The sequence below is a fragment of the Chitinophaga sp. 01L420 genome (assembly GCF_056399985.1).
The window spans coordinates 345,540-358,074 of record NZ_JBFTSK010000001.1 but is presented as its reverse complement, the minus strand read 5'-3'; the positions used below and the strand labels follow the sequence as shown (position 1 = coordinate 358,074).

The 12,535-nt window shown below is 43.1% G+C and carries 7 protein-coding genes; 5 read left to right on the top strand and 2 right to left on the bottom strand.

Going from position 1 to position 12,535, the window contains the following annotated elements; translation table 11 throughout:
- Positions 1 to 26: 26 nt before the first annotated feature.
- The 4 genes from AC1DP6_RS01600 (at position 27) to AC1DP6_RS01585 (ending at position 8,273) form a co-directional block, all read left to right on the top strand.
- Positions 27 to 1,760, top strand: coding sequence for a SusD/RagB family nutrient-binding outer membrane lipoprotein (locus AC1DP6_RS01600; protein ID WP_477053292.1), 1,734 nt, complete (start codon positions 27 to 29; stop codon positions 1,758 to 1,760).
- 24 nt (positions 1,761 to 1,784) lie between these two features.
- Positions 1,785 to 2,306: a hypothetical protein gene (locus AC1DP6_RS01595; RefSeq protein ID WP_477053291.1), complete on the top strand. Its 522-nt coding sequence runs from the start codon at positions 1,785 to 1,787 to the stop codon at positions 2,304 to 2,306.
- Positions 2,307 to 3,615: 1,309 nt separating this feature from the next.
- Positions 3,616 to 6,777, top strand: coding sequence for a SusC/RagA family TonB-linked outer membrane protein (locus AC1DP6_RS01590; RefSeq protein ID WP_477053290.1), 3,162 nt, complete (start codon positions 3,616 to 3,618; stop codon positions 6,775 to 6,777).
- Between the two features lie 11 nt (positions 6,778 to 6,788).
- On the top strand, positions 6,789 to 8,273 hold the full coding sequence (locus AC1DP6_RS01585; protein ID WP_441573061.1) for a RagB/SusD family nutrient uptake outer membrane protein: 1,485 nt from the start codon (positions 6,789 to 6,791) through the stop codon (positions 8,271 to 8,273).
- A gap of 78 nt (positions 8,274 to 8,351) precedes the next feature.
- On the opposite strand, the gene AC1DP6_RS01580 is transcribed toward AC1DP6_RS01585, so the two are convergent.
- Both AC1DP6_RS01580 and gatB read right to left on the bottom strand, forming a co-directional pair.
- Positions 8,352 to 9,509, bottom strand: coding sequence for a redoxin domain-containing protein (locus AC1DP6_RS01580; protein WP_477053289.1), 1,158 nt, complete (start codon positions 9,507 to 9,509; stop codon positions 8,352 to 8,354).
- A gap of 69 nt (positions 9,510 to 9,578) precedes the next feature.
- The gene (gene gatB / locus AC1DP6_RS01575) at positions 9,579 to 11,027 is read right to left on the bottom strand and encodes an Asp-tRNA(Asn)/Glu-tRNA(Gln) amidotransferase subunit GatB (RefSeq protein ID WP_477053288.1); all 1,449 of its coding nucleotides are present in this window, start codon (positions 11,025 to 11,027) and stop codon (positions 9,579 to 9,581) included.
- A 109-nt stretch (positions 11,028 to 11,136) separates the two neighbouring features.
- Between gatB and AC1DP6_RS01570 the strand changes: the two genes are divergently transcribed.
- A complete protein-coding gene (locus tag AC1DP6_RS01570; RefSeq protein WP_477053287.1) occupies positions 11,137 to 12,519 on the top strand; it encodes an aldehyde dehydrogenase in 1,383 nt (460 codons plus the stop codon).
- Positions 12,520 to 12,535: the final 16 nt, after the last annotated feature.

Below are 12,535 nucleotides of genomic sequence, written 5' to 3'. Positions count from 1 at the left end.
TTATGAACAAGTCAAAACCGGAATTTATGAAAAGATCGATGTACGTGTTTTTAGGGACGTTGATATGTTTAACGGCGTGTACTAAAAACTTTCTGGATATAAATAAAGATCCCAACTATGCGGCAAAGACAACTGAAAACCGTTTGTTAACGGCTGCGCAACAGGGACTCTCCTATTCACTGGGATTTACCAATGATAACAGGGGCGCCAGGGGATTAACGGAAGTCCTTTCTGTATACATGCACCAGATGGTAGTTCGGGAAGACCCCGATCAATATGGTGCAGATGGAAATGATATTAACCTTACCGGTTCCTGGACAGATATGTACAGTAGCTCGCTTGCACAGGTAGGATCTGATGTGTTGGGTACTTTACAGAATGTGGAAACTATTATTTCCCAGGGTACTACCAACGGTAATATGATTTATGTGGGTATTGCAAAAATAATGAAAGCATATGCGATCAGTCAGTTTGTAGATGCATTTGCAGATATACCTTATTCAGAGGCCAATAGATTTTTAACGGATGGTATCAGGTATCCCAAATACGATAAGGGTGCTGATATTTATCCTAAGTTATTTACACTGCTGGATGAAGGTATTGCGAATTTAGATGCAGATGCACCGAATTTGATTAAACCTGCAGGAGATGATCTTTACTATGGTGGAGATAAAGTGAAATGGGCCAACCTGGCACGCACGATTAAACTGAAATTATATAACCAGGTAAGATTGGTACAGAATGTTTCTACACAGGTAGCGGCATTGGAGGCAGATAATAAGATGATCAGTCAGACATCGGAAGGCTTTATGTTTACCTATGGTAGAAGTACTACACCGGATGATCGTAATCCGGGCTTCAATGATTATTTCGCCAGTCAGCGTTCCCATTACATGAGCCCCTGGTTTTATGAAATACTGAGAGGATACAATAAAAACATTTTCACGGGTAACAGAGACCCGAGAATCCCCTATTATTTTTATGAGCAGCTAAACTATAATGGAGAAGCTGATAGCCCTACGGATTATAGGGATAGTGGTTTTGTTTCTATTCCGTTTGGTTCGGTAAGTGTGAACCGCAACTTTTTGCAGCAAGGTTCAGTGACGATGTTCGGTATTTATCCTGTGGGTGGACGTTTTCAGGCGGTTAATGATACCGGTACTGTAAGTGCCAGTGATGCTACCGGCGCCGCGCCATTCAGGATGCTTACTTATGCAGACCGGCTTTATATAGAAGCAGAACTGATGTCTGTTGGTGTATTGGCTGGTGATCCAAGAGCAAAACTGATAGCAGCAATGGCTGAATCATTTGGACAGGTAGATTATGTAGTAACGCTGGCATCGAAGCAACAGGGCGTGCCTAAGCTTTCCGGAAGTACTGCAGAGGCTATCTACACCGCAAAAGTGCTGGCAGAATATGATCTTCCAACTACTACGGCTGCTAAAAAGCTGGAAATCATTATGACGCAGAAATGGATTCAGAGTTTTGGTAATAGTGTTGATCAATACACAGATTACAGAAGAACCGGGTATCCGATTCTCTTCGACCCAAGAAATCCAGAAATGGCGCCTGGAGGCGTATTACAACCGCCTTTAAAGGGTGATCCGACTATTGCTGGCAATCAGGCAGGTATACCGGTAAGTTTAAGTGTTAACTACCCTCTATCATTGCCATGGAGTAGCCTGGATTTGAATGTAAATAAGAATGCGCCGGCGCAAAAGATACCATCTACGTATCCGGTATTCTGGGATAAGAACTGATTTATGCAGACAAAAAATATTGCTATGAAAAGAATAACCACTTTTATAATAATGACACTGCTGAGCGCAGCTATCATAACAGGGTGTAAGAAAGACGAAAATCCAAAGCTGCCCGAGGGGGTAAAAAGTGCAGCCCTACCCCTCGTAAAAGCAGATGCCGGCTCCAGTACTTCCATTACAGATTTCGCTACTTTTCAGGGCAAGTTCAGCGTGGGCGTTTATTTCGCCAATCAGGAATTACCAAAGAAAATGGATGTGGTAGTGGCGCTGAATAAGAAATATACCAATGTAAAAGTATTAAAAGCAGATGTAACAACATACCCAACTGCTTTTACGGTTACCGCCCAGCAACTGGCAGCGCTTTTCGGTGCTAAGTTGGATACGATGCATAACGGTACCACCTTTGAGGTGGGCGCAGATGTTTACATGAATAGTGGGTTAGTCGTGCCCATATTCAACAGTACTCCAGGTGTAAGAGGATATGGTCCGGATGCTACCAGCTATCCTGGCGCAAGCATTCAGGTGACGTATACAATCAAGAAATAAGGCTAACGTATACAGGGAATTTAAGAAGCAGCTACTTGAAAAATGTAGTGCCTGAAGGATAAGATATATTTGGGGCACTACATTTTTCAAATAGCTTTTGTAGAATTTGTGGCATAACACGAATGTGTTATTTTTTAATAAGCTTCTTTGGTTACATTTGCCCCCATCATGAAAATTTGAAGAGCCAAAATCTGGATTTACAATAGATTATCGGGGAACATACATGATGAATTGACAATGTTTTAATTTGAGCTTATTGAAAGACTTTCTGCTTAGTTAAGGCTCGTTACTGCAATTTTTCCATTTTTTTAAGGATCTAACACTTGCCAAACTGTAATTCATTCTGAGGAGAAATTTGGGTTCAGAAAGTATTTGTTGAGTGTCTTGTTCTACGTAAACTTCGCTTGCGATGTTGCATGGAAAAATTGCTGACTTGTGCTATATACCAACTAAACTAACTTGTTATTTTTCATTGCTTATGAGTAATATCGATTTTTTGTAAGTCCGTCGTTAGGTTATCTTGCATTGGCACTTGTTATTTCATGTATACATATTATCTGAAAATAGAGTTAGGATGCCTAATAATATGCTATGGCCAGGATTAAATGATGGCGATTGGCAGAAGTATTTTTCAATGAGACATTGAAAAAAGCACAACTACCGCAGTATTAATTTTTGTCAACCGAAATCTGAATACAACGAAATAGTTCGGGATTATTCCCGGACTATTTTAATAGATCTCAACTATACTACGAAGGTGTTATTTCCTGACGGGTCTCTTTCATTTATATTTGCGCTCATCATGAAAATTTTGATGAACCAAAATCAGAACCGCATAGAAATATTCTATGTTACAACATGATAAACTGAATTTAACTTTTATTGGGCTTATAGAGAGAGAATTACTGCTTACTGAGGAACTAGTTACAACGACTTTTTCCATTTAAATAAAGGATCTAAACAACTTGTAAACCAGAACCTATTCCGGCATCGGAATTTATTCGGGTATTGAGCGCATTACTTTCTGAAATGTTTTCGATTACAATGTTTAACGATAGAAATTAATTGTTTGTTGCTGCACACTTGTGCTGCAATATGTTAGCTTGTTATTTGGTTTTTGAATTGCTTTTGAGATAACATTTGCTGTACTGTACAGTATTGTGCTGTTTGCCGCTACGTTGTTTGCACGCGTGGAGTTTGTTATTTCGTATATACGTATTTGTTAGAATAAAGGTAGGATGCCTAATAGCATTGCTATGCCTGTAATGGACCCTTTTGTTGTAGTTGTATTTTAAAATCTAAATCGCTTATGAAGAAAGCATTGCTGCTCTTGCTTATTGCGGCCATCAGCGTTATCCAGGCGCACGCGCAAACGCGACCTATCACCGGTAAGGTGACTGATGCCAAAGACGGTGCACCTTTGACTGGTGTAACCGTAAAAATTAAAAATACCAATACCGGTACCACTACCAATTTAGAGGGTAAGTTCTCTTTGAATGTAGAGGGTAACCCGGTGCTTGAGTTTACATTTGTTGGTTTTGGTTCAAAAGAAGTAGCTACTTCTGGTAAAAGCAACATTGATGTTAAGCTGGGTACTGATGAGAAAGCGCTTAGTGAAATAGTTGTGGTGGCCTATGGTACCACTAAAAAGGGATCTAATACCAGCGCTACTACACAAATTGACAGCAAAAAATTTGCTACCAGGGCAATTTCCAACGTTGCGAGTGCATTGGATGGAGCTGCTCCCGGTATTCAAACAAATGCAGGAAGTGGTCAGCCAGGTGACGGACCAGCTATCCGCATCCGTGGATTTGGATCTATCAATGCTTCCAGCGATCCTTTGTATGTAGTGGATGGAGTACCTTACTCCGGTAACCTGAGCAGCTTGAACGTAGCTGACATCGAAAGCATTTCTGTGCTGAAAGATGCGTCTTCTTCTTCTCTTTATGGTTCCCGCGCAGCTAACGGTGTGGTCATTGTGACTACCAAAAAAGGTAAAAATGGACGTAATCAGCTGCAGGTAACTGCTATACAGGGCTTTAACTCCCGTGGTATTCCGGAATATAGCAGATTAAATGCACAGCAATATTATCCGATGCTGTGGGAAGCACAACGTAATGCGTTGGTGACTAATGGCACAGCACGGGATGTTGCAAACAAACGTGCTTCCGGGCTTGTAGCTGGTGCGAAAAGCATCAAAGATATGTTGGGATACAATCCGTTTAACGTAGCTGATAATGCAATTGTTGACACCAATGGTATACTGAATCCTAATGCCAAATTGCTCTATCCGGACGATCTGGATTGGGAAAAAGCAGTTACCCGCGGCGGTGCCCGTGGTGAATATGGTATGAATTACAGCGGCGGAACGGATAAAACGGATTATTTCGCATCACTGAACTACCTGAGCGATAAAGGTTATGTAATCAATTCCGATTTTCAACGTATCAGTGCTCGTATTAACGTAAACACACAGGCTACGAACTGGTTTAAAACGGGAGTTAACTTGTCAGGTACTTTTGTGAAATCAAATCAAACAGATGTTACCAGCAGCACTTCTTACGTAAACCCTATCTTCTTTGCACGTAATATCGGACCAATTTACCCGGTATATCAACACGATGCAACCGGTGCTTATGTATTGGATAAAGATGGCAACAAGATTTTTGATGTGGGAGGTTCTCGTGGTTCCAATGCCTCTCCCGGTCGTAATACCGTGGGTGAAAACCTGTTGAATGATAATTCTTTCACCCGCAATGTTCTCAGTGGCAGAACTTTTGGTGAAATAACTTTCCTGAAAGATTTTAAATTCACTACCAACCTGAGTGTAGACATTACCAACACCAGAAGCAATGTTTATTGGAATACGGTAGTGGGTGATGGTGCGCCAATAGGTCTCGGTGCCCGTACCAGTACACAAACTACCAGCTATACTTTGAACCAGTTATTGAACTACAACAAAACCTTTGGTGCTCATACCCTGGGTGTGTTAGTAGGTCACGAAAATTATGATCAGACGGCGAACCAGCTCTATGGAGAACGTCAGTCACAGATCATCCTTGGTAACTCTGAGCTGTATAACTTCACTACCACTAACAACCTGTATTCTTATAAAAGACAATACAGAACTGAAGGTTATTTCTCCCGTATTAACTACGATTATAATGAGAAATATTTTGTTTCTGCATCTGTCCGTCGTGATGGAACCTCCCGGTTTTACACAGACAACCGTTGGGGTAACTTCTACTCCGTTGGTGCAGGATGGCGTATCGATAAAGAAGACTTTATGCATAGCGCTACCTGGGTTAATATGCTGAAACTGAGATCTTCTTATGGTACTGCGGGTAATGATGCCGTAATTGAGGTAGATGGAAATGGGGTAGTAACTCCGATCTACTACGCATGGCAGACACTGTATAAGCTGGGCTTCAATAATGCGCTGGAGCCAGGCGTATTCTTCACTAAATTAGGTAATCCTCAGATTCAATGGGAAGCTAATAAAAGCTTTGACGTAGGTGTTGACTTTGCAATACTGGATAACAGATTATCTGGTAGCGTGGAATATTTCAACCGTAGATCAGATAACCTGTTGTTCGATCTGCCATTACCACTTTCCAGCGGTATTTCTACTAAAACAGTGAACGTGGGTACTATGGTGAACAAAGGAGTAGAACTGCAGTTAACAGGTGAAGTTTTCCGCAAGAAAGATTTCGGTTGGACAGTAGATCTGAACCTTAGTTCCTTCAAAAACGTGATCACTAAATTGCCGCAAGCTGAAATTATCAGCGGTACTAAAAAGTTGTCTGTTGGTCACTCTATGTATGACTACTGGTTACGTGACTGGTATGGCGTAGATCCTACTGATGGTGCTGCATTGTATGTTGCCAACAATACCAGCGGCGCTGGCGTTCGCGCCCTGAAAAATGGTGATACGGTAACGACCAATATCAATAATGCTAAGTATCACTACGCAGGTAGCGCTATTCCAGACTTATTTGGTAGCATCACCAATACTTTCAACTACAAACAATTCCAGCTTTCCTTCCTGGTATCCTTCCAGTTAGGTGGTAAGGTATACGATCAAACTTATGCTTCGTTAATGAGTTCCGGTAGCTATGGTGCTGCTTTACATACAGATGCACTGAAACGCTGGCAGAAACCTGGTGATATCACAGACGTACCACGTATGGATCAGAGCCAGACTTCCAACTTCAATGCTGCTACTTCGGATCGTTGGTTAACCAGTGCTTCTTTCCTGAATTTAAGGTCAGTTAAATTGGGCTATAACGTTCCGGATGCTTTTGCGCAAAGAGCGCACGTGCGTGCCGCCAACGTATACCTGAGCGGCGAAAACCTCGCACTCTTCACTGCTCGTAAAGGAATGAACGTTGCACAGGCGTTTACCGGTGTTACCTCGAATGTATATATGCCAGCGCGTATCATCAGTGCAGGATTGAACATTACACTCTAAAATTTGAAAGAATGAAAAGGATACTTTATATATTCATTGCTTTTGCAGTATCCGGCGTGTCGCTGACATCCTGCAAAAAAGATTATCTCAATACTGCTCCTACCGAATCAGTGGAGGAAGGCATTGTGTTTGTTGACATGAAGGGCGCATGGGCTGCTTTGAACGGTATTCACAGGGCAATGTATAAGGACTATGATAGCCAGGACCAAACCGGTCAGTCTACGGTTATGATCGATGCAGATATGATGGGAGATGATCTCGTGATGACCAGCGCAGGTAATAACTGGTTTGTTGCCAACTACCAATGGGTTACACACCGTAATACCAGCGCCGCCCATCTGAAGTTTGTTTATTACTTCTATTACAGGATCATCGCAAATGCTAACAAAATCATTGAAAAGATAGATGGTATTCCCGGTAGTGATGCTGATAAGAGAGCCATCAAAGGTGAGGCTTTGACCTATAGAGCATGGGCACATTTTCAATTGGTACAGTTATTTGCCAAACGTTATGATGCTACTACGAAACCTAACAGTCAGGATGGTATACCGGTATTGACTAAGTTTACTATTGAGGCACAGCCAAGAGTATCGGTAGAAGAAGTATACACGCAGGTAAACAAAGACCTGAACGATGCCCTAACGAACCTGAGTGGTTATGCGCGTACTTCAGGAGCTAAATCTCACTTTGATTCTACTGTGGTATGGGGACTTAAAGCACGTGTTGCATTAACTATGCAGGATTGGACGAATGCTGCTGCCAATGCGGAACTGGTGATCAAGAAAGGCGGCTATTCTCTGATGAGTAATACGGATTATGTAAGAGGATTCAACAACGGCGATAACGCAGAATGGATCTGGGCGAGTCGTCCAACAGATGACCAGACCACCGCATTCAACGGTTTCTTTGCTTACATGTCCTTTAATTTTAGCTCTACCAATATCCGTAGTAATCCAAAAGCGATTAATAAATTGCTATACGCCAAGCTAACGGCAACGGATGTACGTGCTCAGTTGTGGGACTCTACCGGAAAAAAATATCCGTTACCTGCGCCGAACTTCATAAGGTATCCTTACATGAACCAGAAATTTCTTGCTAAAGGAACTGGTAGCAGTGTGGGAGATGTGCCTTACATGCGTTTAGCTGAAATGTACCTGATTGATGCAGAGGCAAACGCCCAGTTGTCAAAGGATGGAGCAGCTGCTGATGCATTATACACGTTGGTAAACAACCGCGATGTTAATTATGTAAGATCAACTAACACTGGCCAGGCGCTGAAAGATGAAATTGCTATTCAACGTCGTCTGGAACTTTGGGGTGAAGGCTTCCGTTTCTTAGATCTGAAACGTAAAAATGAAGCGCTTGACAGAAGTGGTGCCAATCATGATCCTTCCCTGGCAAGCATCATGAAGATGCCTGTAGGTGATGCAAGATGGCAGTGGCTGTTCCCTCAGGATGAGTTAAATGCAAATCCTAAGATTGTACAGAATCCATAATAATTGCAAGCTATTACCTGTAAAAGAAAGCCTCACTGGTATTATTCCAGTGAGGCTTTTTTTATGAAGATGAATACCTTATTTCAGTACCTCTCTTAACTTCGCTTCCAGTGCGTCTCCTCTCAGGTTGGAGGCAATAACTTTGCCCTGAGGATCCAGTAAGAAGTTGGTAGGAATAGCATTAATGCCATACAAAGGCACTACTGCAGAATCCCAGAATTTAAGATCACTTACATGGTTCCAGGCAAGTCCGTCATCTTTGATAGCCTGTTGCCATTTATCCTTTGTTTTATCAAGAGATACGCCCAGTATCGTGAAGTTTTTACCTTTATATTGTTGATAAGCTTTCACTACGTTAGGGTTTTCCTGGCGACAGGGACCACACCAGCTGGCCCAGAAATCCACGAGTACATATTTACCGCGGAAGGAACTCAGACTGATCATTTTACCGGCAGGATCCGGTAATGTAAAGTCGGGAGCTACCTGACCCACTTTTACAGCAGATGGTTCTTCACCACCGGCAGCATCACTGCCACCACCCTGTTGCTGTGATTTCTGCAGTTCAGCAATTTTATCTGTCATGCTTTTTACCAGCGTGTTCTTAGGGAAACGCGTAGTAAGATTGGTGATCACTTGTTTGTGTGCTACAATTTCTTCACCATTTCTTACCTGGCTGATAGCAAATACTGCGTTGGCAGGATTTTTTGTTTTATCAGCCATCAGGAAGAAGCCATTTTCAAAATCCTTTTCTTTTTTCTGGAGCTCGGCCAGACGAGGCTGAAACACGCTATCAGGCAATGATCCGTGAAGGCTATCGAGTTGGCGCATTTCTTCCGTAAGTGAAATGGACTGCTTGCTGATATCTGACAGGAACTGTTGCAGTTCAGTAGTAGGTTCAGAACCGGTCACTTTGATGTTTTCCAGTTTGTCCATATCACCATCTATTTTCATATCGCCGGCATCGAGTGCCAGTAATACAAATTTGCCGTTGTCAAAGCGTATCCGGTACAGGCCCTGTTCAGCCACCATACCTTTCAGTGAAAACTTTCCACTGGCATCTTTGATGTTGGTAGAATCTACTACTTTCACATTTTCCAGTGTCAGTTCTTCCAATACCACCGGACCCAATGGAAGATTACTAAAGTGCCCGTCTATTTTAAACTCACCTTTCTCCGTTTGTCCGGCACATCCTGCCAGAAAAACACCGGCGGAAATCCATAATAAGTATTTTTTCATGCTGTTGTTTTTTTGAACATTCATCTGACCAATGCTACTCAATATAGGTTAATTATCATTAATGCTTTTTCAGCCCTTGAGCTTTTCGGCCAGTAATTCGTTGGTAAGACGCGGATCTGCTTTGCCTTTGGAGAGTTTCATCACCTCTCCCACAAACAGCGACATCAGGCCTTTTTTACCACCTTTAAAAGCAGCTACTTTATCCGGATATTTTGCCAGCACCTCATCAATGATAGGCGAAATGTTGTCGGCATTGTTGTCCTGCAATAAATTGAGCCGGGTAGCTATTTCCATCGGATCAGCAGGCGACTGTATCATTTCCGGCAGTATGCGGGAAGAGGCGATAGAGAAGCTTACTTTGCCGGCATCTGTTAAGGTGATGAGCGACGCCAATGCGGCGGGTGTTACCGGAAACTGGCTGATTTCCACTGAATTTTCATTCAGCCAGGACTTAACAGGTCCTAACATCCAGTTGGCTGCAGCTTTGTATTGAGACGTAACTGCAATGAGGCTTTCGTAATAATCTGCCGTGGATTTATCATCGCAGATCACGCGGGCATCATATTCCGGTAGCCCGAACTCCGTCGTATACTTGCGGATCAGTTCTTCTGGCAGCGCCGGTAAGGTTGCCCTGATCCCTGCAATAAATTCATCGGTAAGCCGGAAAGGCGCCAGATCCGGCTCCGGGAAGTAACGGTAGTCGTTGGCTTCCTCTTTGGAACGAAGGGAAAAAGAACTGCCATTAGACGCATCAAAGCTCCGGGTTTCCTGTACCAGGGCGCCACCAGCTTCAATCAGGTCTATTTGTCTTTTTACTTCGTTATCTATAGCCCGCTTTACGTTGCGGATAGAATTCATATTTTTTACCTCTACCTTGGTACCCAAGGTGGTAGCACCTTTCAGGCGAACGGAGATATTAGCATCACAACGCATGCTTCCTTCTTCCATATTACCATCACATACGCCCAGGTAACGTACCAGGCGGCGCATTTCAGTGAGATAAGCATAAGCCTCATCACTATTGTGCATGTCCGGCTCCGTCACGATTTCTACCAATGGTACGCCTGCGCGGTTATAATCCACATAGCTGTTATTGGGATCCTGGTCGTGCAGCAATTTGCCCGCATCTTCTTCGAGGTGAATGCGGTTTAACTGCACATCACGGGTGCCTGCATCGGTAATAATCGTAATATAGCCACCTTTACAAATAGGAGCCGTATGTTGCGATACCTGATAACCTTTCGGAAGATCCGGGTAGAAATAATTCTTTCTGGCGAAATAATTATCTTTTTCAATCTCGCAATGACAAGCCAGTCCCAGTTTGATGGCATATTCAGCCGCCTTACGGTTCATACGGGGCAAAGTGCCCGGATGCGCCATCGTAATAGGACTGATATGCGTATTAGGTGCGCCGCCAAAGGCAGCGCTGTCGCTACAAAATAATTTACTTTCGGTAAGCAGCTGGGCGTGCACTTCCAGCCCTATCACTGTTTCATATTTGCTGTATATATCGCTCATATTCCATACTGATTCCCACAAATATATTCAAATAATACCGTGATTTCAGGCTATTTGGTGCCAATAAATCCCTAAATTGAGATAAGCAACAATTAAAAAAATCTTCCCTATGATCAGTAAGGCCCAGGCAAGTCAACTTTATCAGGCGCAGCAGGTGTATTTCGACTCTGGCGCTACACTCCCGTATGCCTTCCGGAAAACGCAGTTGAAGCGGTTAAAAAAGGCAATACAGAAATATGAGGAGAAAATCATTGCGGCTTTACACGCTGATCTGCATAAGCACCCCATGGAGTCTTATGGTAGCGAAGTAGGATTCTTATATGAAGAAATAAGCTATATACTCGATGGGCTTAAACAGTGGATGGAGCCGGAAATGGTGACCTCTCCTTTTGTGACCTACCCCAGCAGTAGCCGGGTGTACAAGCAACCACTGGGGCTCACGCTGATCATTGGCCCATGGAACTATCCGTTTATGTTGCTACTGAGTCCTTTGCTGGGGGCTATTGCGGGTGGTAATTGTGCCATTATCAAACCTTCGGAGATGGCTCCACACACGGCCACCGTAGTAGCCGACCTGATCAGGGATACTTTTGATCCGGCTTATATTACCGTGGTAGAAGGTGATGGTACCGAAGTAATTCCACTACTCATGAGCTTCCGTTTTGATCATGTATTTTTTACCGGCAGCATACCTGTTGGTAAAAAGATTATGGAAATGGCAGTGCCGCATCTTACACCGGTAACACTGGAGTTAGGCGGTAAATCACCTTGTGTGGTAGATGAAAAAGTGAATATAACGGTGGCGGCTAAACGTATTGTATGGGGAAAGTTCTGGAATGCCGGCCAAACTTGTGTAGCACCGGATTATTTGCTGGTGCATCAGAAAGTAAAAGAAGAACTGGTAACAGCACTGAAAGCGGCCATCATAGAATTTTTTGGAGATGATCCCGCAGCCAGCGGCGATTATGCCCGGATCATCAATAGTAAACGTTTTGATACGGTGGCTGCCTACCTGGAGGAAGGTCATATTTTACATGGCGGCCAAACCAATCGTGATAGTCTGTACATCGCCCCTACCCTGCTGGACGATGTGGAATGGACCGATCCAGTGATGCAGGACGAAATATTCGGTCCTGTATTACCGATTCTTACCTATACAGACTTACCACAGGCCATACAGGCGATCAAAAAACTGCCTTATCCACTCGCATTATATGTATTTACAAAGAGTAAGAAAACAGAAAAAATGCTGATAGAACAGGTACGTTTTGGTGGTGGCTGCGTGAACAATGCGCTGGTACATCTCACGAATCCTGAATTGCCTTTTGGTGGCGCCGGTTATAGTGGTATGGGCAAATACCATGGTAAGTATAGCTTCGATACGTTTACACATGAAAAAGGAATGCTGAAAACAGCTACGTGGCTGGATGTTCCCACGAAATATCCACCCTTTAAAAATAAGCTGAAAGTGATGAAGCTATTAATGAAATAGTTATCAATAAAAAAGG

Bases quoted from the DNA above. Each gene is read 5' to 3' on its own strand.
- AC1DP6_RS01595 (WP_477053291.1), top strand. From the start codon at position 1,785: ATGAAAAGAATAACCACTTTTATAATAATGACACTGCTGAGCGCAGCT.
- AC1DP6_RS01600 (WP_477053292.1), top strand. From the start codon at position 27: ATGAAAAGATCGATGTACGTGTTTTTAGGGACGTTGATATGTTTAACG.
- AC1DP6_RS01590 (WP_477053290.1), top strand. From the start codon at position 3,616: ATGAAGAAAGCATTGCTGCTCTTGCTTATTGCGGCCATCAGCGTTATC.
- AC1DP6_RS01580 (WP_477053289.1), bottom strand. From the start codon at position 9,509: ATGAAAAAATACTTATTATGGATTTCCGCCGGTGTTTTTCTGGCAGGA.
- gatB (WP_477053288.1), bottom strand. From the start codon at position 11,027: ATGAGCGATATATACAGCAAATATGAAACAGTGATAGGGCTGGAAGTG.
- AC1DP6_RS01570 (WP_477053287.1), top strand. From the start codon at position 11,137: ATGATCAGTAAGGCCCAGGCAAGTCAACTTTATCAGGCGCAGCAGGTG.
- AC1DP6_RS01585 (WP_441573061.1), top strand. From the start codon at position 6,789: ATGAAAAGGATACTTTATATATTCATTGCTTTTGCAGTATCCGGCGTG.